Here is a 26,451-nt window from a genome sequence, read left to right on the forward strand (position 1 = left end):
ACACCTCTGACCATTAGTGCAAAACCAAGCATCCAGGGGCCCTGAATGGACGGGCTCCCCAATTTGGGGCAGACACCACCCCAGGGTTTGCACCACATTGGTGCAATGGTATCTTAGTCTCAGGATGCCCAAGGAGTTTCACCCAAGATGGCCGACATACAGGAAGCTAACCTGCTCAATCACCTTAACGCCGCCCTGCTGGTGGTAAACCGAACCCTGGGCGTCGAGTACGCCAACCAGGCCAGTGAGCAGCTGTTCGGCCTCAGTCAGCGCCGCCTCGGCGAGCTGACCCTGGGTGAGTGCGTTTCCCATCTGGGGGTAAAGGCCGCCCAGTTGAAAGAGAACCTGGCGGACAATCAGGCCGCCGCCTTCTACGCCATGAGCCTGGCCACTCTGGAGGGGCACCACCATACGGTGGACCTGTTCCTGACTCCCCTCTCTTCAGGCAAGGGGCTGCTGGAGATCCGGGTCATTGATCAGCAGCAGCGCATCAGCCAGGAGCTGCACCAGTACGCTCAACACCACGCCGCCCAACTTCTGGTCCGCGGGCTGGCCCATGAGATCAAGAACCCCCTCGGCGGCCTGAGGGGCGCTGCGCAGCTGCTGGAGCGACAGCTCACCGAGACCAGACTCAAGGAGTTCACCGGCATCATCATCGAGCAGGCGGACCGGCTTCGCAGCCTGGTGGACAAGCTGCTGGGCCCTCAGAAGCCGGGCCAGAGAGAACAGGGCAACATCCACCGCATCCTGGAGCAGGTCGCCCGCCTCTGTGCCCTGGAGTTTTCCGACCAGCTGAAGTTTGTCCGGGACTACGATCCCTCCATCCCAGGCTTCGACATGGACAGGGATCTGCTGCAACAGGCGGTGTTCAACATCGTCCGCAACGCCGCCCAGGCCCTGGAGGGCCGAGGCACCATCACCCTGAAAACCCGGACCTGCAGCCAGATCACCATCGCCGGCAAGCGCCACCGCATGGCTGTTGCGGTGAGCATCATCGACGACGGCCCGGGTATCGATGAAAAACTGAAAGACACCCTGTTCTATCCCATGGTGACCGGCCGCACAGAGGGCTCCGGCCTGGGCCTTTCCATCGCCCAGAACGCCGTAGCCCAACACCAGGGACGTATCGATCTTGAAAGCTGGCCAGGTCACACCGCCTTTACCCTGGTCCTGCCGCTGATTACTGCCAAGGAGGAGAAATGACAGAGCAACTGTGGATTCTGGATGACGACAGCTCCATCCGCTGGGTGGTCGAACAGGCGATGATGGCTGAAGGGATCAGCTGTGCCAGCTTCGCCAGTGCCGATTCCCTGTGGGAAGCTTTGGGGGAATCCCAGCCCAGTGCCATCATCAGCGACATCCGCATGCCCGGCACCGACGGCCTGACCCTACTGGAAAAGGTTCAGCGGCAATACCCGGATCTGCCGGTGATCATCATGACCGCCCACTCGGATCTGGACAGTGCCGTAGGCGCCTACCAGGCCGGTGCCTTCGAATACCTGCCCAAGCCCTTCGACATCGACGAAGCGGTCACCCTGGTGCAACGCGCCCTGGAGCAGGCAGCCAGCCGCAAACCCACGGTGACCGAGGAAACGGTTCCCGTTCCGGAGATCATCGGTGAAGCGCCAGCGATGCAGGAGGTGTTCCGCGCCATCGGTCGTTTGTCCCGCTCCACCATCAGCGTGCTGATCAACGGTCAGTCCGGTACGGGTAAGGAGCTGGTGGCTCATGCCTTGCACAAGCACAGCCCCAGGGCCAGCCGCCCCTTCATCGCCCTGAACATGGCGGCCATCCCCAAGGATCTCATCGAATCCGAGCTCTTTGGTCATGAGAAGGGGGCGTTCACCGGCGCCGCTGGCGTTCGTCAGGGGCGTTTCGAGCAGGCGGACGGCGGTACCCTGTTTCTGGATGAGATCGGTGACATGCCGCTGGATGTGCAGACCCGGCTGTTGCGGGTACTGGCAGACGGGCAATTCTATCGGGTCGGTGGTCACCAGCCGGTAAAGGTGGATGTGCGCATCATCGCCGCCACCCACCAGGACCTGGAGAGCCGGGTCACCGCCGGTGAATTTCGGGAGGATCTGTTCCACCGCCTCAACGTCATCCGGGTTCACCTGCCGGCCCTCAAGGACAGACGGGAAGACATTCCGGCCCTGAGTCGTCACTTCCTGGCCCGGGCCGCCTCCGAGCTGGGAGTGGAACCCAAACGCCTGCACCCGGATACCGTGGAACGTATGGTGGCACTGCCCTGGCCCGGCAACGTGCGCCAGCTGGAAAACAGCTGCCGTTGGCTGACGGTGATGGCGTCGGGTCAAGAGGTGTTGCCGGCGGACCTGCCCCCCGAACTTCAACCCGGGGGCGAGGCCGCCCCCATGCCCGTGGCGGCCGACTGGCAGAGTGGCCTGGCCAACTGGGCCCGGGATGCCCTGGCTTCCGGCCAGCGGGAACTGCTGACCACCGCCCTGCCTCAGTTCGAGAAGGTGATGCTGGAAACCGCCCTGGCCCACAGTGGCGGCCACAAGCAGGAGGCGGCCAAGCTGTTGGGGTGGGGGCGCAACACCCTCACCCGCAAGCTGAAAGAGCTGGGCCTCTAGTCCGGAGTACCCGGCTCAGGCTGGAACCCAGGCACCACCTCCTGGGGATCCTGGTGGACGATGACGTCGCTGTCGGGGAAGTGATCGCGAATGCGGTCTTCCACCGACTCGGCAATGTCATGGGCCTCCCGCAGGGAGAGGTCACTGTCCAGCTCAATGTGCAGCTGGACAAACAGCATGTGACCGGAACGACGGGTGCGCATGTCATGCAGTCCCAGAACCCGCTCATCTTCACGGGCCAGGTCCTCAACCTTCTGCCGCACCTCGGGCTCCGCCTCGCTGTCCAACAGCAACTGAACCGCTTCGTAACCCAGAGTCACCGCACCATAGCCAATGTAGAGGGCGATCAGCACGGAGAACACTCCGTCCGCCCACAACATGCCCTGACCGGCCAGCACCAGGGCCACCAGTACCGCCAGGTTGAGCAGCAGGTCTGAACGGTAGTGCAGGGCGTCGGCGGCGATGGCGGTCGACCCGGTGACCTTCACCGCGTGACGCTGCACCGCCAACAGGGCCAGGGTCATGACGATGGCAAACACCGACACCCCAATACCCACGCTGCCATGGGTCAGGGCCGCCGGTTTGAGGATGCGATCCACTCCGTGGAACACCAGCAGGAAGCTGGAGCCCAGGATAAAGCCCGCCTGAGCCAGGGTCGCCAGAGGCTCCGCCTTGCCATGACCAAACCTGTGCCTGTCATCCGCAGGCTGAATCGCCAGCCTCAGCGCCATCAGGTTGATCAGGGAGGCCGCCGCATCCATCAGGGAGTCGGTCAGGGAAGCCAGCATGCTGGCAGAACCTGAGTAGAACCAGGCGATCAGCTTGGCTAGAATCAGTACGGTGGCGGTGGCCACCGAGGCACGACTGGCCCAGGTGATCCAGAATTTGTATTGGTCACTGACAGGTTGTGGCATGGTCTGTCCATAAAGCTAAGGGTGAACTGAGGCAAGTGTACCAGTTGCTGCGTTGACCCCAATGAAAAAAGGGTGGCAAATGCCACCCTTTTTGTTGATTCACAATGACAACTAGAAGCGGTCTTCGAAGCGCTTCATACGCTCTGCGCGGCGCTCCTCCAGTTTCTGCTTCTGCTCCGCGGTGAGCAGTTGCATGATCTCATGCTGCACCTTCATCTGCTTGAGCTGCATCTCTGCCATCTTGGCCTGGCGTACGGCGATCGCCTCCCGGGCCGCCTGCTCATCAAACTCCGCTGCCAACATCAGTTGATGGTGACGCTCCATCTGCGCCTTCATGAACTGGGGATCGCGCTCTGGGCGGTCCGCCTTGGCCTTGGTGAGGATATCCTTCACCTGTTGCTTCTGCTCATCGGTCAGGTCCAGGCCACGCAGCATCCGCTTCATGTGCTTGCCACCACCTTGGTGGAACTCACCCCCCATCTCCTGATGGTAGCCCTGGCCATGGTTTTTGGCGGAGGCGGTGGAGACTGCGGTCATGGAGAGCACCAGACCCGCTACGGCGGCCAGGGTCAATGTCTTGGTCAATTTCATAAGTCTGTCCTTCTGTTCATCTGGGTGTCTGGTCGTCTTGGTACGTTTTCAGTCTATGCCTCCTGAAGTCAGGCAACTGCAGTCGTGAGTAAAACTGTGTAAAGTAGAGTCAAATGGACTCTCAGGCCGCGGTAGGCTTACGGCTTCAAGGGTTTTTTGGAGGGCAAAAATGGGCAAGATTCTTCTAGTAGAAGACGATCTGGATCTGTGTGAACTGCTGACCGAACTGCTGCAGATGGAGGGGTATCAACCCACCTGCTGCCAAAACGGTCGCGAGGGACTGGAACTGGCGATGAGCGGCAACTTTGATCTGCTGTTGCTGGACGTCATGCTGCCAGAGATGAACGGATTCGAGATCCTGAAGGAGCTGAGAAAACACAGCCGCATGCCGGTACTGATGCTGACCGCCCGCGGTGACGACATCGACCGGGTGGTGGGGCTGGAGATCGGCGCCGACGACTACCTGCCCAAGCCCTTCAACGATCGTGAGCTGGTGGCCCGCATCCGTGCCATTTTGCGCCGCACCCAGGAGTGGGACCCGTCAGACCACATCACCGACAATGACCTGGTGGTGAGCCCTGGCCGTCAGGAGGTGTGGTACCGGGAGGAGCTGCTTCCCCTTACCTCCACCGAGTTCTCCCTGCTTCAGGCCCTGCTCAACCACACCGGCGAGGTGGTGGCCAAGGAGGAACTCAGTGTCAGCGTGCTGGGTAAGAAACTGATGCCCTTCGACCGCAGCCTGGACATGCACCTGTCCAATTTGAGGCGTAAGCTGCCCGAGCGCCAGGATGGCCGACCCCGCATCAAGACCGTCAGGGGCAAAGGCTATATATGGCTCGAGTAGAGGTCGCCCTTCCCAACCGACTCTTTCTTAAGCTGCTGCTGGCATTCTGGATCACCACCAGCCTGATCGTTGGCTCGGTGATCCTGCTGCCCAAGATCCTGCAACCCCAGGAGCTTCAGCCCCTCAAGCCCTGGCAGCAGGATTTTCTGCTCAAGTCGGCCCGGCGCATCGAAACCCTGCCCATCCGGGACCTGAATCGCTTCGCCGATATGATGCGCCACCGCATCCACCCCAAGGAGGGGAGAGAGCGTCGGCCACCCGGACCGGGAGCTGGCCCCCTGCGTGACGAGCGCTTCCGCTTCCACCTGTTGACCCTGGATGGCCGCCCGTTGGGCCACGAAGCCAAACGCCTGCCCAGGGCGGCGCGCCGCTTCCTGCTGGAGAATGATACCCTCTCCCCCATGGCCTTCTACAGTGTCCGCTCGGTGATCTTTGGCCCGGAGCCGCTGACCCTGGCCGGACAACCCACCCTGTTGCTGGTGGAGATGAAAGCCTCCCATCCGCGCAGCTGGATCATCTATCTGCAGGAGAACCCCTTCGTGTTCGTGCTGATGGTGGCCCTGGTGTCCGGGGTGATCTTTGGCCTGGTGGCCTGGCACTTCGGCAGACCCCTGAACGCCTTGCGGCTGACCGCACTGCAGCTGGGACAGGGAGACCTGGACGCCCGGGTGGAGCCCAAGATCCTCTCCCGACGAGATGAAGTTGGCCAACTGGCGCGCAGCTTCGACACCATGGCCCACTCGGTGAGCACCCTGGTGCGTGAGCAGCAGCGACTGATTTCCGACATCTCCCATGAGCTGCGCACCCCGCTGACCCGGATCCAGCTGGCCCTGGCCCTGGCCAAGCGCAAGGGCCAGGAAAGCAATGAGCTGACCCGGCTGGAACAACAGGCGTCCCAGATGGAGGGGATGATCCAGGAACTGCTGCAGCTCTCCCGGCTCAACAGCCAGGTCACCGACACCAAGAAACTGCTGAATCTGGAAAAAACCCTGGAGCGGGTAGTGGACGGTGCCACCTTCGAAGCGGAACAGGCGGGCAAACACCTTGAGGTGGACCTGCCAGAGGGCTTGGCACTCAACGGCTGTGACACCCTGCTGCAGAGGGCGGTCGAGAACCTGTTGCGCAACGCCATCCGCTACGGCGATGAACAGATCCGGCTGAGCGCCTGGCGATGGGGGGAGAATGTCTGCCTGAGGGTCGAAGATGATGGCCCCGGCGTGCCCGAGGATCAGCTGGATGACATCTTCAAGCCCTTCCACCGGGTCTCCAAGGCCCGGGATCGCCAAAGCGGCGGCTGGGGGCTTGGGCTGGCCATAGTCCAGGGGGCGGTCACCGCCCATCAGGGACTGATCAGGGCGGAGATAGGCCAACTCGGCGGTCTCTGTGTCACCCTGACCCTGCCTCTCGAGTGACTTGCGGGCCCTGGGGCCCGCTGTCATACTGGCCCGCCCTGACCATCAGCCTGTGAACACCATGTTTGAGATCGCCCTGTATGAGCCGGAGATCGCCCCCAATACCGGCAACATCATCCGCCTCTGTGCCAATAACGGCTGCCATCTGCACCTGATCGAGCCCCTGGGGTTCGACCTGGAGGAGAAAAAACTGCGTCGGGCCGGCCTGGACTATGGGGATCTCACCCGGGTCACCCGCCATTCGGATTACCCCAGTTTCCTGGACGCGATGGCCGGCAGGCGCATCTTCGCCCTGACCACCAAGGGCAGCCGCCCCCACATCGAGCCCCAGTACCAACCTGGCGACGTGTTATTATTTGGACCTGAGACCCGCGGCCTGCCGGAAGCGGTGCGCAACGCCATCCCCGAATCCCAGCGGATCCGCATCCCGATGCTGGGCACCAGTCGCAGCCTCAACCTCTCCAACGCCGTGGCCATCGTCAGCTACGAAGCCTGGCGCCAGCAGGGGTTTGCAGGCGCCCTGTGATCTGAAGAGCATTCTCTAATAATTTCAACACTGTGTCGTTGACGACATATGGGCTTGTTGATAATTTCACCAACCAGAATCTGACCCATCGTCTGTTGCCCCGTTGTATCTGGCACTGACTAAAAACAGTGCTGGAAGGTTTAGGTCAGCCTCAAATACACCGGAAGATTACGGACAATCTTCAGTAAGGAGCATAAGGATGCGCTTCAAGACATCCAGCCTGGTCGCCCTCTCTCTATTTGGTCTCGTCGCATGTGGCGGAGGCGGAGGCAGCAGCGAGCCCGCCCCACCGACGCCCCCCACGCCCGAACCACCAACCACAGTAAAAAAGACCTTCACCATCGAGGGCGAAACCCTGGGCACCCCCCTGGCCAACGCGCTGGTGACCGCCACCATAGGCGATGACAACTTTACCGCCAACACCGATGATCGGGGCCACTTCAGCCTGGCCATGGAGTATGACGCCGGGACCCTGGCGGACGGCGACATGGTTCAGCTCACCGCCAAGGGCCTGGCCAGTCAGTCTCACATCGAGCTGGCCGCCATTCTGGGATCATTCGGAGCCATCAAGAATCAGGCCGGCGAGGATCTGGTGCTCAGCATCGATGAATCCCATCGCAGTCAACTGAGTCACCTGGGCACAGCTACCCTGTTGTGGGCAAAGAACAGCACAACGGACCTGAACAGTGATGCCTCACTGACTGCCACTGAGGCCAAACTGTCCAGTGAACGAGTCTGGGACCTGGCCGCCACCATCAGAACCCTGGCGGAAAACCCTGACTTTACACCGGCAGAAGGCACCACACTGTCCCTGTTCAGCGCCGCTCCCCAAGCGCTCAACTCGCAGATAGAACAAAGCCTGGTGAACCTGGGTTGGATGGGCAACGCGGGCAATATGGACCCGGAGTTCAAGAAAGCCCGGGACGCGGCACGGCTAACCCTGCTGAATGACGGCGGTGTTCAAGCAAGTTTTACCAACGACTCTCTGGTGGGCACCTCTCTGTTCTCCTTTACTCCGGCCGAAGGCTGGGTAGCCAACCTGGGCTATGTCGCTCAGCTCTCTGAAGATGGCAAGGCAATACTCAACTACAACGCCGGCGCCACTCGATTCATTCAAGAGGATGTGACCGGTCGCTGGCAGCTTGATGACACAGGTGCATTGGCGATCTCGGTAGACATGGAACCCGAGAGGTTCTTTCATCAGCTCAGCTATGAGCAGGTGGTCGAGCACTGGGGCCAGAATGTCGCCGACGCCCTGCCCCAAGATAAAAACAACTACTACCTGACCACCATCACAACTCAAGAGCCACTGAGAATCTCCCGGCTGACAGGCCGTGACGAGGTGGTGGTCCAGCGCAGCCGCCGGGTTACCCTGGAACGGGACAGAGACGCGGCAGGCTGGGAAGGCGACCTGCCCAGCTACGTGGTCAGTGAACAGACCTTTATGATCTGGCAAACCCTGTCTGAGCAACCCAGCTTATGGACTTCGACCCCCAGCGGCTCCTGGGCCCTGTCGATGCCGGACCAGGTCCCCATGCTTACCTCCGATCCCAGTGAGCTGGTAGAGCAGGTAGTCACCCGTGTCGTGGATCTTTCAGCCAACAGCCAGCTTCTGGACAGCCAGGGCAAAGCCATAGGCCAGTGGGAGTTTGCAAACGGTTCACTGAAGCTTAACCTGGACTCCGGCTGGGAGATGACCTACACGCCGATAGCGGAGAACTCGGGCCTCTACAGCGTTATGCACACGGCGTCTAAGGAGGGGCATCGCCAGACCAACTTAAGCTGGATGGCCCAATATGCGCCCGAGCAGGCTGGTCTGAAACAGACCCTGACACAAGAGCTGCCGATGGTGATCGGCTCTTTCTCCAGCACTTGGTCCCAATACTGGGGTGGCCATGCACAAGCCCACATAGAATCCATCAGCGGTTACCTGCTGGAAGCGAACGGTCGCGCCCATACCATCAAATCTCGTGATCAGGATGAGAATTACGACCGCACCAGACAGTGGTACTTCACCGCGTCTGACTGGTCCGAGGGCTGGCAAAAACTGGAGGAGCTTGGCGAGTACAGCTACGGCTTTGGCAACTCCACCAATCAGGGCTGGGGAACTCAACTGCTTCAGGGGCAGTGGACCTCAGTCCGCAAATTGGAGGATGGGCGCCAGGTGGTGATTGAGCAGGCCATGGTCTATCGCGACTACTCCTATGAGGCCAACGAAGACATCTCTTATCTGAGCACTGCTCCTCGAATGGCAGTCCTGGCACCTGTTGACCTATCTCAGTTCGAAGAGGCCTACCAACGCTCATTAGAACAGAGCACCCTGGATGGCTTGAACTAGTCATCACCGCACATCACAACGCCCGCTTCTGCGGACGTTGTTGCAATCAGGCCAGCAGCAGTGCCTGAAGCTCTCTCAGGTGACGCACCTGGTAGTGAGGAGTGATCCCTTCGGGACAGGCGTCATCATTGTGGTTCAGCCAACAGGTGTGGAAGCCGGCGCGGTTGCCGCCGAGAATGTCGGAGTGAGGATTGTCCCCCACCATCAATACCCTTTCTGACGGTGGGTGGGCCATCTGAACTTTGGCATGTTCAAAGATGCGGGCGTCGGGTTTGGCCACCCCAACTTCTTCTGAGATCACCACCAGAGAAAACAGCCCATCCAGGCCATTTCTTTCCAGCCTGACCTGCTGCAGGTCGGTAAATCCATTGGTGATGATCCCCAGTTTGGCCCGACTCTCCAGGGCCATCAGCAACTCCCTCGCCCCGGGCAGAGGACGACACACTTCCGCCATGGCCCCGAGAAAGGCAGCATTGATCTCGGCGGCGCTCATGGCCAGCTGAGCCTGCCAGGGTTCGAAACGAACCTGCTGCACCTCCCTGGCACCGATCTCCCCATTCTGATACGCCACCCAAAGAGGGCGATTGCGCTGCTGATAGGCCAGATACTCCTCCCTGGCGAAAGGCAGCCCCCTGTCGGCAAACAGGCGGGACAGCCCGGCAAAGTCGTCAAAGTGAAACAGGGTGTCGTCGGCGTCAAACAGGATCCAGTCGTAGTTCAATTCGGTGCTCCACTAGGGCTAATGATGGCCACTCTACACAAGCCAGCCTGACGATAGTAGCGCCGATGACAAAACAGAAGCACCGGTATGGAACTGATAAGAACAGAAACAAGCCAATCTTGATGGAGCTCAGCCGCGACACAGGGCATAGACCCTGCCCCCTAGAGGTCAGGACGTACCGGAAAAAAAACACTTCATTTTTGCAGATGATGACGGAGTGATCAGGTTGGTGAGACGCCTGCTTGGGAGAGGGAATTTTAACCCTATTTCTCAGAAGGATCCTCCTCTTAGTCACAAAGTTGCAACAGGTTAATCCTTGGTGAATGTAAAACTTAAGCGGGTTATTCCGAACAATTGTCGACCGCAAAAAGCGTGACCTTGGTCAATAATTACCACCTATTTGCTACCTATACTCGGAAGGGACTGCCGGATTCAACAAAGATAAAGGAGGCGACTATGCCTGAGTATCGCACCGCGCAGATAAGGAACCTGGCCCTGATGGGCCATACCGGAAGTGGTAAATCCTCGTTAATTGAGGCCCTATTGTTCCGAGCTCATGCCATCGATGACCGTGGCAGGGTCGACAAGGGCACAAATCACGCCGATTTCACTGCCCAGGAACAAGCCCATCACCACAGCCTGGAACCCTCCTTCCTCTCCCTGGATTATCAGAAACACCACATTCACCTTATCGACACCCCCGGACTGGCCGACTTCTTTGGCCGTGCGCTGCTGCCGCTGCCTGCGGTAGAATCGGTAATGCTGGTGATTCACGCCGAACGAGGCATCGAGGCGGTCACCCAACGCGCCTTCGAAGCCGCCCGTCATCAGGGCAAGGCAATAATCATAGTGATCAATCACATCGATGGTCACCTGGACAAGCTTGAATCCCTGGTAGAGCAGATCCAGACCCGTTTCGGTCATGGCTGCCTGCCCATCAACCTCCCCAACACCGATGGAAACGGTGTGGTGGATTGCTATTTCGACCCTCAGGACACCCCAACTCTGTTCAGTGACGCCGCCTCGGTTCACGACGAACTGGTGGACACCGTTCTGGAGGAGGATGAAGCCCTGATGGAGCTCTATCTGGAGCAGGGGGAATCGGTCAATCCTGACCAACTTCACGAGCCTCTGGAAACCGCCCTTCGCGAAGGGCACCTGGTACCCATCTGCTTCACCAGTGCAGAGAAGGACATCGGCCTCTCCGCCCTGCTCAAGGTGCTGTGTGAAGTGATGCCCAACCCCAGGGAAGCTACCCCACCCGCCTTCCTCAAGGGCTGGGGCGATCAGGAGCAACCGGTCACCATCACCCAGGATGCCAAGGATCATGTGCTGGCCCATGTTTTCCGGGTGGGGATCGACCCCTTCGTCGGCCGCATGGGCGTGCTGCGCCTGCATCAGGGCACCCTGAAGCCCGGCATGCGCCTGCTCATCGGCGATGGCCGCAAACCCTTCAAAGTGAATCACCTGCTGAAACTGCAGGGCGCCAAGCAGATTGAAGTCGAGGAAGCGGTCCCCGGCGACATCCTGGGCCTGGCCAAGGTGGACGGGCTGGAGGTGGACGCCATTCTCCACGACAGCCACGACGAAGATCTCTACCACATGCCCAAGCTGGATCTGCCTCAGCCCATCTTTGGCCTGGCAGTGAAACCCAAGAAGCGCGGCGATGAGCAGAAGCTCGCCGAGGTGCTGCACAAGCTGGTGGCCGAAGATCCCAGCCTGCACATCGAACACCAGGAGAGCCAGAACGAGACGGTTCTCCAGGGCCTGGGGGATCTCCACGTGCAGATCGCCCTGGAGAAGGCCAACGAAGTGTTCAACGTGGACATGGATACCGCCAAGCCCTCGGTGGCCTATCGGGAAACCATCACCACAGGGGCGGAAGGGATGCACAGGCACAAGAAGCAGACCGGTGGCGCAGGCCAGTTCGGTGAGGTGTCCCTGCGCGTCGAGCCCATGGAGCGCGGTGCAGGCTTCCATTTCGAAAGCCAGGTGGTGGGCGGCGCCATTCCGGGCCAGTTCATCCCAGCGGTGGAGAAAGGAGTGCGTGAGGCGATGAGTCAGGGCTTCCTGGCAGGCTACCCCATGCAGGACATCAAGGTGGTGGTGCTGGACGGCAAGCACCACTCGGTGGACTCCAAGGAGATCGCCTTTATCTCGGCGGGTAAGAAGGCCTTCCTGGAAGCGGTCTCCAAGGCGGGACCGGTGATCCTCGAGCCCCTGGTGGACATGCATGTGCAGGTGCCCCAGGAGAAGATGGGTGACATCACCGGGGATCTCAGTGCCCTGAGAGCCATGGTGTGCGGCACCGAAGCTCTGGACAACGCCCAGGTGGACATCAACGTCGAGGCCCCCCTGGCGGCCCTGGACGATTACGCCACCCGACTCAAGGCGATGACCGGAGGCGAAGGCCAGTACTCCATGACCTTCAGCCGCTATGAGATCGCCCCACCCAATGTGCAGCAGTCGCTGACCCATTGATCCGGCTCAAAAACACATAAGGCGCCTGCGGGCGCCTTTTCTTTTGCAGCGTCGCCTCTGCTAAGCTGCACCCATAGCATGTTCAGGCTATCCGGCTGATCTGATAACTATTGTTGTAGTAGGCCGGGGGCCATTTCCACTGAGAGACCATCATGAGACTTTGGGCAGTTGCGGCGCTGTGGGCGCTGCTGGGGGGCACCGCCATGGCAGGCGATTACCAGACCAACGCCATCTTCGGCATCAAGGACCTGGCCATAGGCCAGGTATCGGACACCAAGGGACTGACCGGGGTCACCGTCCTGCGCTTCGACAAGGGGGCCACCGCCGGAGTGGATGTCCGCGGCGCCGCCCCCGGTACCCGGGAAACCGACCTGTTGCGCCCGGAAAACCTGGTGGACAAGGTGCACGCCATCGTCCTTTCCGGCGGCAGTGCCTTCGGCCTGGACAGCATGAGCGGTGTGGCCCGCTACCTGGAGGAGCAGCAGATCGGTTTCGACACCGGTGTGGCTTATGTGCCCATCGTCACCGGCGCCGTACTGTTTGATCTGGCCCTGGGCGATGCTAAGGCCCGCCCCGATGCTGGCATGGGCTACCAGGCGGCCAAGGCCGCCCACCGCAAGGGATTCGATGAGGGCAGCGTGGGGGCCGGTACCGGCGCCAGCGTCGGCAAGATCGCCGGCATGCCCAGAGCCACCAAGAGTGGCATCGGCAGCTACAGCGTCACCCTGGACAATGGCCTGATTGTCGGCGCCGTGGTGGCCGTCAACGCCTGGGGAGACGTGCTTGAGGGGGACACCCTGCTGGCGGCGACCCGTAACGAGGCTGGCAATGACTTTGTCTCCGGCACGGATCTGATTCTGGCCGGTGCCAACGCCCAGGGTTTTGCCGGGCGCAACACCACCATTGGCGCCATCGTCACCAACGCCGCACTCACCAAGTCCCAGGCCCTGAAGCTGGCGCAGATGGGCCATGACGGCTACGCCAGGGCGATACGCCCGGTGCACTCCATGTACGATGGTGACACCCTGTTCGCCGCCGGTACCGGGGAGATTCAGGTCAAGGACATCAATGCGGTCGGGGTGATCGCCGCCGAGGTGGTCGAAGAGGCGATTCACCGTGCGGTGAAAGCGGCCACCGCCGCCGGAGGCCTGCCCGCCAGCCGAGATATTCAGTCTGGCCACTGAACAAGTAAAAAAACGGAGCCACCAGGCTCCGTTTGTCTGTTAAAGCAATTCAATTCCAAAAAACAGTTGTGAGGCTTTAACCGCGTCCGCCATGGCCCGGGCCTCCGCCCCCCTGACCGCCGCAGCGGTGGCCGTTGCGCTGCCCACCATACTCTCCGGCATCGATGATCACTGGCCCGCCATCACCATAAAAAGCAAAGCCAGACTCGGCGTCCTCGTTGGTCTCCGGCTGGTCCAGGTGGCCCAGGCAACTGTAACCCACCTGGTACTCTCCCTCGGGCAGGAAGCCCATCCCAAATCCCCAGCTGCCGTCTGGCAGTTGATGGACATAGGCGGTGGCGATAGGCAGCACCTTTCCCGCTTCAGCCTCGAGAGCCATGTCGTCCATCGCCTCAAAACCGGTTTCAGCCGGATAGAGGTAAGCGGTGTGATAGAACACCCCTCCGTCGGCAGCCTTATCGGCGTTATCCGCTTCACAAGCCTGAATCCAGGCCTCGTCCACGCTGCCCATCAGGTGCCCCATGGTTTGGTTGTCCACCCAGCGCCAGCCATTATGACCATAGCCATAGCCCTGCTCCGGGTCATAATAGAGCCCCTGGCGCAGATCCATCTCCAGGGTGAAGCCTTGATGCTGACCGGAGCCCAGCTCCATCTCCCCCAGATCGATGTGCCTCTGCTCCATGTGCAGAGCATGGCGTCCCTGATGATCATCCACATAGGACCCCTGATCGCCACTGCCTGGCTCCATCTCCAGCCTCAGATGGTAACGCCCTGCCGGCACCGGGTGATCTTCAAACAACCAGTGTGCCCTGTCCTGCTGGTAATCGAGCATGTTTATTCTGTGCTGAGACAGATCGATGTTGTACGCCTGTCCGCCGCCAACCGGAGTCAGCACCATACGGTGAAATGCCATCACTACGGCTTCGGCGCCGTCCATAGGGGCATCGGAAACAGCCACACTCAAGCTTGCCTGGGGCAGCTCGGGATCCTGTGGTGTCGGTGAAGAGTCGCTGCCACCACACCCATAGAGCAGTGGTAACGCTAAAAGGTATCTCAGGTTCATGTTTATTCGTCCCTGCTACATTAGACAACGCTACAATGTACAAAAAAACACCGGGGATTGTTTTGATTTAGTCCGGCTAAACAGGGCAAAAAAGATCAAAAAAAGGGGCCAGCCGGCCCCCTTTTCATGATAGGGAATCAACGTCAGAAGCGGAAACCTTCGCCCTGAATGCTCACCTCTTTCACCTGGCCATACTGACCGGCCACGCTGCGGATATCCTCCGCCTTACCGATCATCACAAACTGCAGGTTCTCCTTGGGGAAGGCCTTGGCCACCAGGGCCTGGGCTTTCTCCAGGGTCAGGCTGTCCACCTGCTGCTGGAAACCGTCGATGAACTCGGGGCCGAAGCCGTAGAGGTACATCTGCCCCAGCAGGGACGCCAGCTGACCGGAGGTCTCGTACTTGGGCGGGAACTGCCCCTTCACATAGGCCTTGGCGGAATCCAGGGTCGCCTGGTCCAGCCCCTGCTCCCACAGTCGTGCATAGGTCTTCAGCGCCAGGTCGACCGCCGCCTGGGTGTTCTTGGTGGCGGTAAAGGTGCTGATGACAAAGCTGCCGCTTTCGGAGTAGGTGGTGAAGCGGGAGCGGGCACCATAGGTCAGGCCGGCGTTCACCCGCAGCTCATCGTTAAGCCAGGAGGTGAAGCGACCGCCGAGGATGGTGTTGATCACCTGCAAAGACACGTAGTCGGGATCATCACGGGAGATGCCCGGGCCACCGATGACAAAAGTGGTCTCGATGGCGTCCGGCTTGTCCACCAGCAGCACCTGAGCCTTGGAGGGCTCTGGCAGCGCCTTGGCCAGTTTTGGCATGGTCGGGGTATCGGCACCCCGCCAGTCGTCGAACAGGCCTTCCAGACGCTGCTTCATCTGAGCCGCATCAAAATCCCCCACCAGGGTGATCGCCATGTTCTGCGGCTGATACCAGCTGCCGTGGAAGATCTTCAGGTCGTAGTTATCCATCCCCTCAACGGCTGAGGATTCGCCGGCAGCAGCATTGGCATAGGGGTGCTCTCCGTAGAGCAGGCTGTCGAAGTAGGCACCCACCACCTGACGCGGGCTCTCCTTGCGCTGCTTCAGCTGAGCGGCATAGCGGGCCTTGGCCTTGTCCACCTCTTCCGCGGGGAAGCTGGGCTTGCGCAGCAGCTCCGCCAGCAGCGGCAACATCACTTCGGCGTCTTTACTCATGAAGCGCATAGAGACCGAGGTGCCCTCTTTTCCGGCATAGGCCCCAAGCTCGGCACCCAGGCTGTCCACCAGGGCTTCCAGTTGCTGCTTGGTGCGACGCTCGGTGCCCAGCAGCAGACCGTCGGCGGTCATGGTGGCCAGGCCAGGGACGCTGTCGTTCACGGCACCGGCACGGATGGTAACGTCGGCGGTGATCAGCGGCACATTGCGCTTCTCCATCAGCTGCAGAGTCAGGCCGTTTTTCAGGGTTACCGTCTGGTAGGCGGGCAGGGTGAAGGGCTTGGTTTCAGCGGCCTTGAAACTGGGCGCGTTCACGGTTTCCACGGGTTTGACCTCCGCCTTTGGGGTGGTCTGGCTGCACCCTGTGGCCATCAGGGCCGTCAAGGACAGGGCGAGCAGGGATTGAGTCAGGGTTTTCATCAGTCTTTGTCCTCCTCGGCCGCCAGCACACCCACGGTGCGGTTGGACTTCTTCAGGTAGGTCTGGGCCACCCGCTGCACGTCTTCGCGGGTGATTTTGGCGTAAGCCTCGGGGGCGGTGTACATCTTCTTCCAGTCTCCCTGGAACAGCTCGTAGGTACCCAGGGTATTGGCACGACCGTTGATGGTCTCCAGGGTGTCATAGAACCCCATCAGCTTGCTGTTCTTGATCTTGTCCAGCTCCTCCTGGGAAACCCCCTCCTGCGCCACCTTGTTGATCTCGGTGATCAGTGCCTGCTCCAGAGTGGCGGCTTCCACGCCAGGCTTGGCCACGGCAAACAGGTAGAACAGATTGGGATCGAAACTGTCCGGCACGTAACCGTCCACGCCCAGGGCGATCTGCTGCTCATCCACCAGTGCCTTGTTCAGGCGAGAGCTGTTACCGTCGATCAGCAGCGACATCAGCACATCCAGGGCATAGCTGTCCTCATGGGAGGTCTGGGGGACGTGGTAGGCCAACATCAGGTTGGGGCTGGTCACCGACTCCTTGCGCACATAGACCCGGCGCTCACCCTTCTGCTCAGGCTCCACGGTACGCACTTCGGCTGGGGGCGTCTGGGCAGGGATAGAGCCGAAGTAGTACTCGGACATCTGCTTCACCTGGTCATAATCCACCGCTCCGGCGATCACCACCACGGCATTGTTGGGGGCGTAGTAGGTCTTGTGGTACTGCTTCAGGTCGTCCAGGGTCCAGGCATAGATGTCGGACTCGTGGCCGATCACGCTCCAGCTGTAGGGGTGGGCACGGAAAGCGGTGGCCTTCACCTCCTCCTGCAGGGCACGCCAGTTGGAGTTTTCCAGACCCGTGGTGCGCTCGGAGGCCACCACGTTACGCTCACTCTCCACCATCTTGGCATCAATGTTCAGGTGGGCGATGCGATCCGACTCCAGCTTGAAGATGGTCTCCAGGGCTTCCGCCGGGAACCAGTCGGTGTACACGGTGACGTTCTCTGTGGTGTAGGCGTTGTTGGCGCCACCTGCGGCTTCCATGGTGCGGTCAAACATCTTGGGACCGTAGTTCTTGGAGCCGTTGAACATCATGTGCTCGAAGAAGTGGGACAGGCCGGTGATGCCGGGCACCTCGTTACGGGACCCCACCTTCCAGAACAGGTACATGTTGGCATTGGGAATGGCGTCGTCTTCCAACACCAGCACCTTCATGCCGTTATCCAGGGTAAAGCTCTTCACCTCAGACGAATCCGCCGCCTGTGTTACCACAGGGGCCATCGCCAGGGAGAGCGCCAAAGCCGGCGTGAGTAACTGTTTCACCGAACCGCTCCTTGTGACAGAAAAAAGTAGAGATGCATCATGCCAGCCGCGGGCCAGCAGAGCAAAAAAATTAACGAATTCACAACATCTTAGACAGGGTACTCCAGAGAAGTGCCCGGGCGTGCCTCTTTGATTAGGGGCCTGTTGCCAACAAAAGTTCGTCGGCAACAGGCCCAGCCACCACGCTACTGGATGGCCAGCGTGGGGACAAGGCTGGATAAGTTACGCTTTGTTAAAGATTTTCAAAGGGCAGAGGCAACCCATGATCATCAAAGCGGCGCCGGGCCAACTGCAACCTCTGCAGTTGGTCGTCACTGCCGGCTCCCGACTCCAGGGCCGCCACCAGGGTAGGGCTGAGCTGCTCAATCGCCTCTTTGAGCTCCCGACTGCCGGCGTAGTGATAGGCCGCCTGCAGCAGCGCCGCCCCCTCCACAGGATCCGCATCCGGCACCTCGTTATCGAAGATGGCCAGACTGAGTTCAAACATCGCTTCCGGCAGAGCGGCATAGCGAATCGCCTTGCGGTACAGGGCGCTGGCACGAGTGGGATCCGGGGACAGCCTCTCACCATCGAGCAGATGCCTGGCGAGGACGGCCATGGCATCGGGATAGCTCTGCTCCGCCGCCCGCTGCAGCCAGTCGAGGGCGGCGTCCAGCTCCCCCCGCTGCTCCAACATCAGCGCCAGATGGTATTGGGCCACCGGGTAGCCCGCCTGTGCTGCCTGTCGGGTGTAGCTCAAAGCCTTGTCGGCATCGGGCAGGTGGTGGTGATAGAGCACTCCCAGGTTGGCCATCGCCTCCGCCTGATCCTGGTCCGCCGCCAGCAGAAGGTAATGCTCCGCCTTGGACAGGTCCTGGTCGAAAGCGGTGCTGGAGGAGAGGTAGAAATAGCCAAGCAGCGCCTGAGCCTCCGCCAGGCCAGACTCCGCCGCCTGCTGCACCAGGGTTTCCCCCAACGCCGGGTCCTCATGGTCACCGTAGCCGTGGATCAGTGCCACCCCATACTCGAAGCGCGCCCCGGCGTGGTTGTCACTGGCTCGTTCAAACCAGTATCCCGCCTGGGCCAGGCGACGCTGAGAGGCTTCGGTGTTGATGTCGGCGCTGTCATTGGCCATGGCGAAAGAGAGCTCCCGCTCCCGCTGCATCAGCCCCTTGGCCTTGAGGGAGATCCCCACCAGGTATTGGGCCTCGGCATCCTCCTCCATCACCGCCCGGTAGCAGAGCTCCCTGCCGGCAACCTGATCCAGGGGCTCAAACGCCCAGTCGGGGCAGGGCGCCCCCTTCAGGGTGTCATAAGACTCGGCCAGCACCGTGGCGGTCAACTCCACCGACCGTTTTGCCAGATCCACCAGCTGCTCCTGGGAGAGGCGGTACTTCTCGGGGTGGGCCCCCTTGTTGCCCCCCTCCCTGAGCTTATGCAGCCTGCGTGCCAGGCGCACATCAATGGCCCGGGCGCGGTTGAGCACCTCGACCCGGTCATAGAGGTTCTTGCTTTTGAACTTTATCTCCACCGATGCGGCCAGGGCCTCCACCAGCTTGTAAGCCACAGAGCGCAGGTGCACCAGGGCATGGGTCGGCACATCCAGGCAGTAGTTGCGGGCCAGCCGGTAGTCTTCTAACAGTGAAGGTTCCAGGCGGCGAACCAGCTCGAGATCATTGATGGCCACTGTGTCTCCTAGGATTCAGGGGTCTGCTGGGCCGCCATTGTAGCGCCCAGCTGCGCGTGGGTCTTGCGATCCAGCGGATAGCGCCAGGCCAAAACCATCACCGGTACCAGCAACAGGCATGGCCAGCCGGCAAAGGCCAGCTTTAGGCCGGTCACCGCTGAGTCGGTCAGGGCCCCCTCAGCACTGAAACCAAACCAGGCGGGTATGCTCAGGCCGATGGCGCCACCCACCCCCTGGTTAAGCTTGATCACCAGCGCCTGGAAAGCAAACAGGATCCCGGCTCTGTCACGGCCGTTATGGGCCAGGTCGGCATCCACCAGATCCCCCAGCATTGAAGGCAGCACCAGGGAGGCCAGCCCCAACATCGAACCGAACAGGATCATCGCCAGGGTCATGGGCATCAGCGCCCCCGGACCTGGCTCAATATTGATGATCACCAGCAGTACGGCCATCACTCCCGGGGCAGACACCGCCCACAGCCGGTGTTTCTCTACCCGCCTGAGCAACTGCAACCACAGGGGCATGGACAGGGCCATGGCCAGAGAAAACGGCAAGGCGATGCGGGCGATGGAGTCGCCCAACCCCAGATACTGACTGGCGTAGATGACAAACAACGCGGAGACGGCGCCGGTGGCCAGGCCAAACAGCACCTGGGTCAGCAGGAAATGGCGCAGCCAGGGCAGAGTTCTGAACACCTGCAGCATGTCACCGGGACGGATTCTGTGCTGACCATGCACCCTGGGCTCAGGCACCCGCCAGCACATCACCACCAGGGTCAGAGGCAAGGCCAGGGCCACAAAGGCAGCCAGAGCCGCCATCACCTGAGGGGTAAAGGCACGCCCCTGACCCAGCAACATTGGGGAAGCCATAAACAGCACTCCGCCGGCGAAACCGAGGATCTGCCGCCACATGGAGATGCGGTTACGCTGCTGGTAATCTCGGCTCAGCTCAGCCGCCATGGCGGAGTGGGGAATCTCCACCAGGGTCCAGCCCAGGACCAGCAACAGATACCAGCGCAGCAGGTAGCCCAGGCCCGCCTCCGGAGCCGGCCTGAACAGCTGCCACACCGACAGGGCGCACACCAGGGCCCCAATCAGCATCAGGGGTTTGCGGGAACCCAGCCGGTCAGACAACACTCCGATCACCGGATCGGTGATGCCGTCGAACAATCGCGACACCAGGGTTACCGTGGCCATCATCCCCAGGGTCACCGCAGTGTGCTCGATATAGAAGTTGGGCAGAATCGCCGCCGCAGGCGACATCAGCATGGAAAGGGGAAGGTTAACCAGCCCGAACAGGATAAGCGTCCGGGCGGGAAGAGACTGTGGCATGGTGGCTCCGCGGGTTTTAGTTCAGGGCCATTGCACCACAGTCTGAGGAAAAAGTCTGCGAACTCAGGGCTTGCTTATGCGCCGCCTTCGGCGTCGTGCATGATGCTGGCGCCCTCTTGCTGAGCCAACTGGGCCAACTCCTTGTCGATCATGTACAGGCCCTGACCACTGTCACCCACCAGGGTCAGCTTATCCAGAACGGACTTGAACAGCTTCTCCTCTTCATGCTGCTCGGCCACATACCACTGCAGGAAGTTGAAGGTGGAGTAATCCTGGGTAGAGAAAGCGGTGTGGGCCAGGTCATTGATGCTACGGGTCACCAGCTGCTCATGCTCGTAGGTTTTGGCAAAGATGTCCGCCAGGGACTCGAAGTTGTGGTCTGGCGCTTCAATTTGACCGATCATCGGCAGGCCGCCGGCCTCACTGACATAGGTGAACAGGCGACGCATGTGCTGCATCTCCTCGTCGGCGTGATCCCTCAGGAACTCGGCAGCTCCCTCAAAACCCTTGTCCTCACACCAGGCACTCATCTGCAGGTAGAGGTTGGACGAGAAAAACTCCAGGTTAATCTGCTCATTGAGCTTGTCGATCATGGTCTTCGATAGCATGGGTGGGACTCTCCGGTTTCAACTACAACTGGTGACATTGTTCTTAGTTACGCATCAAATATCAACCGGGTTCAGTAGTTTGAGCAGGGAAATTCAGAGAGGCCAGCACCTGGGGCAGTAACCCTTCCGCCACCTCCACCCGATTGCGTCCCTTCTGCTTGGCACTGTAGAGCGCCTCATCCGCCATCTTCATCAGCAGCTCCACGGTAACCGGGTTACCCGCAGTGCAACTGACGCCAGCGGACAGGGTGACCCGCCCCAGATCCTGACCATTGTGATTCAGCTCCAGCGCCGCCACCGCAAAAATCAGCTTATTGGCCAGGTCCAGGGCGCCAGAGGCATCGGTATCGGGACAGATCACCGCCAACTCCTCTCCCCCGTAGCGACACACCAGATCCGATTTACGCACCAGTTCGGTCAACTCCTTGGCCACCCGCTGTATCACAAAGTCGCCGGAGTCATGGCCAAAGGTGTCGTTAAACTTCTTGAAATGGTCTATGTCCATCATCAGCATCGACAGCGGCTCCTGACGACGCTCACTGAGGGCCAGCTGCGCCTCGAGAAACTCCAGCATATGGCGGCGATTGAACAAACCGGAGAGGGGATCACGGATCGCCTGCTCCTTGAGGTTGTCTCTCAGGCGAATGTTAGCCAGAGCCAACCCCACCTGCTCCGCCATGGATTCGGCCACCGCCCTGCCGGCCAGCATCTGCATCTCATCGGTGAACATCAGGCTGAGCACCCCGAGGGCCTCTCCCTGGGCCAACAGGGGGATACACAATTGGCTGCCCTGCTGAGTCTGATGCTCGCAATGAATCTCTACTCCCTCGTCGCAGCTAAGGTGGGTATTGCCCTTCAGCAGCGCCCAGCACTCCTCTGAGCCAAACTCTCTGGGACCGGGCCAGCTTCCTCCCCAGTTGGTCACCAACTCCAGCCCACGGCTGGAACGGATAAGCGCAATGCTGCCCCTGGCTCCGGGCAACAACTGCTCGGCAATGGGCTCCATCACCTTGCAAGCCGCACGCACGGTCGTACAGGCGGACATCAGGCTGCCCAATCGCTGCAGCATCGCCAGATCCCGGGTTCGTGCCACTACCTGGATCTCCTGACTGGCCGCGGCATCCCGCCGGCCATTTTCCAGGGTAAACCTCAACCAACGCCAGAAGGCCAACACCACAAACAGCCCCAGCATCCAGGTCAGCAAGACCCAGAATCTGAGAGACATGAGGATCCCGGTAAGTACGGATTTGGGTTCAGAGATGCGAATCAGGCGGTTCTGGCCTCCCTGATTCAGGGACAGCGCCAGGAGATACACCTCTCCGAGGGACGCTTCGTGTCGCAAAGCTGCGCCGATGCCATTGGCCATGGCCTGCGTCAGTTCAGGGGAGGTGACCGGTATGCGGCCCCCCCTCTCCCCCCTGGAGTCCAGCAATACCTGGCCGGTATCGTCCAGAACCTGCAACCGGGCTTGGCTGCCTTCCAACATCTGAGCCAGGGCGCCGGTCTGCAACGCCGCATCAGAGTAACCGGTGTGAAGCACCAATCCGGCACCGAGCTGTGCCAGTTGCTGCAGCCTCGCCTGATGCATCTGTCGAATCTGGGACTCAAACACCAGGGTAAGGAACACCATCAGCAAACTGAGGAGCACCACCATCAACGCCAGGGGTTGCCAGAGACTAACTGAGGATTTGAACATGACTCATCCGTGTGGGGTCGCGACCATCCATGGCCAACTCTCTGTAAGTATAGAGAGTTTCTCCGACACTGCCCGGTATCAAGAGTGCCATCAAAGCAACCGAAAGTGATTTGTCTTTGAAAACACCATTTCACCAACAAAAACCAAGATCATGCTTTGGTCAGCCATTCCTCGCCAGAGGCGAGACCAGCAGCATCGAAGCGATCCTCCAGGCTCAGGGCTAACGCCCAGGGGAGTAACACAGGGCCTGCAGTGCAGGGTGACTGCGACGATAGGCCGCCAGCATGGCGGCCTGATTCTCGAGAAGGGTTTCGACCTGTTGAAAGCCCAGGGATTGGTACCAGGCCACCAGTTCAGGCTGGGTAAAACACCAGACCGGCGCCCCGGCCAGGGCGATCACCTGTCGCACCAGGGTTGTCCCGACCCCAAGGCCACGACATTCAGGAGCCACCCACACTCCCCGGAGCAGCAGCACGCCGCCCTGAGGAGAGAGGCGGGCGACCGCCACCGGACCTCCTTCGATTCGACCCAACCACACCCTGTCATGACCGCGGCAGCGATCCTTCTCACCCTGATCACGGTAGAAGCGGTCCGCCAGGGGCAGCATCTGTGCCGGTAAGGCTTCAATACTCAGTGATGCCAATCGGGTCTCTCCGGTTGTGTGCCAGGCAAAAACGTCTATATCTATAGGTAAGGTACTCGGGCTCAGGTTGTGGAGGAGCCATGAACAGCTTTCCCTTTGACCGGCGCCGGGAGGACCGTCGCCAGAATCAGGATCGCCGCACTCAGCCCAGGGACGGAGAGGAAAGCAGCGACCGTCGACAGGTATTCGGACGTCGCAAGTACGACCGACTGCCCACCAGCCCGCGCTGACGGGCGTGTTACGACAAGGCCGCTTTGACGTAGACGTCGAAGCGGTTTTTCTTGGTTTCGATGGCCATGGTGGGCTCGCGGCCATCCAGGTGCTCGGCGTAATCTGGGCGTTTCACCACCACCCGCTTTTGAGCCAGGGCGAGGGCAGGAACCAACAGGGCATCCGCGTCCTCATCACTGCCCACCAACTGCTGAAACACCCGCATCTCCTTCTTCACCAGGGCAGACTTGGCCCGGTGCGGGTACATGGGATCCAGGTAGACCACCTCCACCTCATCCTCGATGGCACTCAGGGAGTCGATACTGTTCCCCGGCGCCAGGCTCAGGCGTTGTGACACCCAGCCGCCTATCTCGCTGTCCTCACAGGCCCGGCGCAAACCATCCTCCAGCAACGCCGCCACCACTGGGTGACGCTCCACCATGATCACCCGGCAGCCAAGACTGGCCAGCACAAAACTGTCCCGCCCCAATCCGGCGGTGCCATCCACCACCAGGGGCGTAACGCCACCCTTCAGGCCCACCGCCTTGGCGATCGCCTGGCCCCGGCCGCCACCAAATTTGCGTCTGTGGGCTGCCGCGCCGGACGCCAGATCCACACTGATGGCACCCGTTTTCGGTTCCTCTCTGAGCCTCAGGCAGAGGCGCCCCTGCTCAAAGCCCAGGGAGAAAGGGGAAGTCTCGCTATGTTCCAGCCGCCAACGCCGGGCGATGTCGGGCAGTCGCTGGGCGTCATCGCCCTGTGAGTCGAGATAAAGGGAGTACATGATCAGTCCGGGGAGTATCGATGGCGGAAGTATACCCATGGCCAGACACCGGCACAAAAAAAGCGCGCCTCCTGGGCGCGCTTTAACGGCTATGCCGGGGATCAGGCAGCGACCTGACCCAGCACAGGCTGTTCAATCATCTCACGACCCAACTCCAGGGCATTCTGGCATTTACCCAGCCACTCGTTGCCATCCAGAACCGGACCATTACCGCAGCGAACGATGTCCGCCAGCACATTGAAGAATTCACCTTCACCGGCCATGACACCGCAAGGCATCAGGGTCTGGCGAGACGTTTGCAGTTGACTGCCCAGCACCGCGGCACGACCACGGGCGGTCAGGCGGGCACGCTGATCTTCGTTCAGGCGGTACCCCTCTTTCTCTGCGGCCACCAGGGCCTCATCCAGCTGGCGATCAAACTCTTCGGAAGCATCTCGCAGGGCGGCCACGCGCTTATCGGCGGCACGACGCCACAGGTCGCTGTAGCAGACCAGCAGTTCCAGTTGGGCCAGGATATCGTCGTGGGCCAGGCGCTGTTGCTCCAGCACCAGCAGGCTGACGAATCGCTCCATACCGCTCAATTCCAGTGAGGACAGACGCTTAGCGAACTCGGTACGGCGAGTCAGACCCACCTGCACCAATGCGGCCATCATATCTTCTTTGCTGATGAAGTGGCCGTAAAGGGTTCCGACTGAGCACTCGGCGGCGCGAGCAACATCGGCCATACGAAAGTCGAGAGCACCTTTGCTGCTCGCAGTATTCAGGGCAGCCAACAGAATGCGGGTTTCCCTAACCTTGTATAAATCTGATTTACTCATCGTCCTTTTACTCCTGTTTGCCAAGGGCGCGGCACGCTACCGGCACAATGCGGATATATAACCAGATTCCAGATACCCCTTCCGAGATATAGATCTCACTTACAGAAGCATTCCTATTAGAAACAAGGGGTTGCGAAACTTTCTCAGGAAAAACTGACACAGGTCAAAATATCATTCGAACTGCACCTTTCGCCCTGCCAGCAGAAGAAGCAAAAAACAAGCGAGACAGCTTGTGCCATAAGGGTTACATCGACGTTAACCGGAGATAACTTAAATTGGGGTGATAAAAATTTGACCAGGATCGAAGATTCTTCACTCGGCACCAAACTGTGCTTTTATCTTCCGTCAGGATCAGGTACTCAATGGGTCACACAAACCGAGGAGTCCACTGTGATCCGTGCCACCCCCCTATTGATTGCGCTGCTTCCAGCACCTGGCTTCGCCATGTGCGGCGACCTGTGCCAATGGCTGGACAACTGGTTTGATGATTACCTCACCCCAGTGGATTACAACTACGCCCATGCGGCCCTGGCGAAGATCCACGCCACAGACGACAGCGGCATGCAGCTCTCTGCCGGAGCCCTGGCCCAGCTGAATCAGCGTTGGCTGCTGGACATCAATGCGGAGATGAACTGGCAGGAGGAGGGAGCGCAGTATCAGAGTGCCGCCCTCAACCGTTTCCAGGCACGACTCGACTACCGGGTCGGCGGCGACGAACACTGGGACTTCCTTGTGGGCGTCGGCACCAGCCTGGCCAATTGGACCCAGGGGGACCTGAAGGAGTACTCCATCTCCCCTGTGGTGGCCTTCCAGATTCGGGGCAAGCTTACCAGCCAGCTGGATCTGGAGATTCGCCATCAGGTGGCCAAGGAGTTCGACAAGCAGTGGAATCACTCCAGTGTCGGCCTGGTGTTCTATCCCACCCCCCAGATCGCCCTCAACCTGAGGGCCGAACACAACGAAGTCGCCAACAGCCTGCTGCTGGAAACCCGCTTCTATTTCTAGTCAGCGCCCTCCTGACCCGTCCTAAAATACGTTGACGGTTTTTGACTAAGCCAGTTGTCAGTGACAACTGGCTTTTCTATGCACCTC

The 26,451-nt window shown here is 60.3% G+C and carries 23 protein-coding genes; 10 read left to right on the top strand and 13 right to left on the bottom strand.

What is annotated here, in order from left to right:
- The first annotated feature begins 156 nt into the window (after positions 1-156).
- On the top strand, positions 157-1,203 hold the full coding sequence (gene glnL, locus ACN0RV_RS18005) for a nitrogen regulation protein NR(II) (protein WP_417349836.1): 1,047 nt from the start codon (positions 157-159) through the stop codon (positions 1,201-1,203).
- The gene (gene glnG / locus ACN0RV_RS18010) at positions 1,200-2,594 is read left to right on the top strand and encodes a nitrogen regulation protein NR(I) (RefSeq protein WP_417349797.1); all 1,395 of its coding nucleotides are present in this window, start codon (positions 1,200-1,202) and stop codon (positions 2,592-2,594) included. The genes glnL and glnG overlap by 4 nt, the downstream gene beginning before the upstream one ends.
- Here glnG and ACN0RV_RS18015 read toward each other — a convergent pair.
- Positions 2,591-3,508 carry a cation diffusion facilitator family transporter gene (locus ACN0RV_RS18015; RefSeq protein WP_417349799.1) on the bottom strand — a complete coding sequence of 306 codons (918 nt, stop codon included), beginning with the start codon at positions 3,506-3,508 and terminating at the stop codon, positions 2,591-2,593. The genes glnG and ACN0RV_RS18015 overlap by 4 nt on opposite strands.
- 111 nt (positions 3,509-3,619) lie before the next feature.
- Positions 3,620-4,099, bottom strand: coding sequence for a Spy/CpxP family protein refolding chaperone (locus ACN0RV_RS18020; RefSeq protein WP_417349801.1), 480 nt, complete (start codon positions 4,097-4,099; stop codon positions 3,620-3,622).
- A gap of 169 nt (positions 4,100-4,268) precedes the next feature.
- On the opposite strand from ACN0RV_RS18020, the gene ACN0RV_RS18025 reads away from it, so the two are divergent.
- The 4 genes from ACN0RV_RS18025 (at position 4,269) to ACN0RV_RS18040 (ending at position 9,219) form a co-directional block, all read left to right on the top strand.
- Complete coding sequence (locus tag ACN0RV_RS18025) at positions 4,269-4,943, top strand: response regulator (protein WP_286341061.1); 675 nt, start codon at positions 4,269-4,271, stop codon at positions 4,941-4,943.
- The gene (locus ACN0RV_RS18030; RefSeq protein WP_417349803.1) at positions 4,931-6,355 is read left to right on the top strand and encodes an ATP-binding protein; all 1,425 of its coding nucleotides are present in this window, start codon (positions 4,931-4,933) and stop codon (positions 6,353-6,355) included. The genes ACN0RV_RS18025 and ACN0RV_RS18030 overlap by 13 nt, the downstream gene beginning before the upstream one ends.
- A 61-nt stretch (positions 6,356-6,416) precedes the next feature.
- Positions 6,417-6,881: a tRNA (cytidine(34)-2'-O)-methyltransferase gene (locus tag ACN0RV_RS18035; protein ID WP_417349805.1), complete on the top strand. Its 465-nt coding sequence runs from the start codon at positions 6,417-6,419 to the stop codon at positions 6,879-6,881.
- Positions 6,882-7,080: 199 nt separating this feature from the next.
- Positions 7,081-9,219, top strand: a complete 2,139-nt coding sequence (locus ACN0RV_RS18040; RefSeq protein ID WP_417349807.1) for a hypothetical protein — start codon at positions 7,081-7,083, stop codon at positions 9,217-9,219.
- A gap of 46 nt (positions 9,220-9,265) precedes the next feature.
- On the opposite strand, the gene yjjG is transcribed toward ACN0RV_RS18040, so the two are convergent.
- Complete coding sequence (yjjG, locus tag ACN0RV_RS18045) at positions 9,266-9,940, bottom strand: pyrimidine 5'-nucleotidase (protein ID WP_417349809.1); 675 nt, start codon at positions 9,938-9,940, stop codon at positions 9,266-9,268.
- A gap of 456 nt (positions 9,941-10,396) precedes the next feature.
- Here yjjG and fusA point away from each other — a divergent pair, with 456 nt between their 5' ends.
- The gene (fusA, locus tag ACN0RV_RS18050; RefSeq protein ID WP_417349811.1) at positions 10,397-12,421 is read left to right on the top strand and encodes an elongation factor G; all 2,025 of its coding nucleotides are present in this window, start codon (positions 10,397-10,399) and stop codon (positions 12,419-12,421) included.
- Positions 12,422-12,573: 152 nt separating this feature from the next.
- Positions 12,574-13,605 (top strand): P1 family peptidase, encoded by a 1,032-nt coding sequence (locus ACN0RV_RS18055; RefSeq protein ID WP_417349813.1) that lies wholly within the window; start codon positions 12,574-12,576, stop codon positions 13,603-13,605.
- Between the two features lie 76 nt (positions 13,606-13,681).
- On the opposite strand, the gene ACN0RV_RS18060 is transcribed toward ACN0RV_RS18055, so the two are convergent.
- From ACN0RV_RS18060 to ACN0RV_RS18095, 8 genes are all read right to left on the bottom strand, one after another.
- On the bottom strand, positions 13,682-14,668 hold the full coding sequence (locus ACN0RV_RS18060) for a DUF4382 domain-containing protein (protein WP_417349815.1): 987 nt from the start codon (positions 14,666-14,668) through the stop codon (positions 13,682-13,684).
- 143 nt (positions 14,669-14,811) lie between these two features.
- Positions 14,812-16,275 carry a M16 family metallopeptidase gene (locus ACN0RV_RS18065; protein WP_417349817.1) on the bottom strand — a complete coding sequence of 488 codons (1,464 nt, stop codon included), beginning with the start codon at positions 16,273-16,275 and terminating at the stop codon, positions 14,812-14,814.
- Positions 16,275-17,561 (bottom strand): M16 family metallopeptidase, encoded by a 1,287-nt coding sequence (locus ACN0RV_RS18070; protein ID WP_417349838.1) that lies wholly within the window; start codon positions 17,559-17,561, stop codon positions 16,275-16,277. Before ACN0RV_RS18070 ends, ACN0RV_RS18065 begins: the two co-directional genes overlap by 1 nt.
- Positions 17,562-17,835: 274 nt before the next feature.
- Positions 17,836-19,269 (bottom strand): DUF4145 domain-containing protein, encoded by a 1,434-nt coding sequence (locus ACN0RV_RS18075; protein WP_417349819.1) that lies wholly within the window; start codon positions 19,267-19,269, stop codon positions 17,836-17,838.
- Positions 19,270-19,277: 8 nt separating this feature from the next.
- Positions 19,278-20,600 (bottom strand): MFS transporter, encoded by a 1,323-nt coding sequence (locus tag ACN0RV_RS18080; protein ID WP_417349821.1) that lies wholly within the window; start codon positions 20,598-20,600, stop codon positions 19,278-19,280.
- Positions 20,601-20,674: 74 nt separating this feature from the next.
- Positions 20,675-21,208: a non-heme ferritin gene (gene ftnA, locus ACN0RV_RS18085; protein WP_417349823.1), complete on the bottom strand. Its 534-nt coding sequence runs from the start codon at positions 21,206-21,208 to the stop codon at positions 20,675-20,677.
- A gap of 61 nt (positions 21,209-21,269) precedes the next feature.
- A complete protein-coding gene (locus ACN0RV_RS18090) occupies positions 21,270-22,904 on the bottom strand; it encodes a diguanylate cyclase (RefSeq protein WP_417349825.1) in 1,635 nt (544 codons plus the stop codon).
- Positions 22,905-23,124: 220 nt separating this feature from the next.
- Complete coding sequence (locus ACN0RV_RS18095) at positions 23,125-23,547, bottom strand: GNAT family N-acetyltransferase (RefSeq protein ID WP_417349827.1); 423 nt, start codon at positions 23,545-23,547, stop codon at positions 23,125-23,127.
- A gap of 80 nt (positions 23,548-23,627) precedes the next feature.
- On the opposite strand from ACN0RV_RS18095, the gene ACN0RV_RS18100 reads away from it, so the two are divergent.
- A complete protein-coding gene (locus ACN0RV_RS18100) occupies positions 23,628-23,777 on the top strand; it encodes a hypothetical protein (RefSeq protein ID WP_286341044.1) in 150 nt (49 codons plus the stop codon).
- 8 nt (positions 23,778-23,785) lie between these two features.
- Here the strand turns inward: ACN0RV_RS18100 and ACN0RV_RS18105 are convergent, their stop codons facing one another.
- Both ACN0RV_RS18105 and ACN0RV_RS18110 read right to left on the bottom strand, forming a co-directional pair.
- Complete coding sequence (locus tag ACN0RV_RS18105; RefSeq protein ID WP_417349828.1) at positions 23,786-24,541, bottom strand: class I SAM-dependent methyltransferase; 756 nt, start codon at positions 24,539-24,541, stop codon at positions 23,786-23,788.
- A gap of 101 nt (positions 24,542-24,642) precedes the next feature.
- Positions 24,643-25,359 carry a TetR/AcrR family transcriptional regulator gene (locus tag ACN0RV_RS18110; RefSeq protein WP_417349830.1) on the bottom strand — a complete coding sequence of 239 codons (717 nt, stop codon included), beginning with the start codon at positions 25,357-25,359 and terminating at the stop codon, positions 24,643-24,645.
- Between the two features lie 390 nt (positions 25,360-25,749).
- Between ACN0RV_RS18110 and ACN0RV_RS18115 the strand changes: the two genes are divergently transcribed.
- Positions 25,750-26,364, top strand: coding sequence for a hypothetical protein (locus ACN0RV_RS18115; RefSeq protein WP_417349832.1), 615 nt, complete (start codon positions 25,750-25,752; stop codon positions 26,362-26,364).
- Positions 26,365-26,451: the final 87 nt, after the last annotated feature.

It is taken from the genome of Ferrimonas sp., from assembly GCF_048263965.1.
Classification (GTDB): Bacteria; Pseudomonadota; Gammaproteobacteria; order Enterobacterales; family Shewanellaceae; genus Ferrimonas.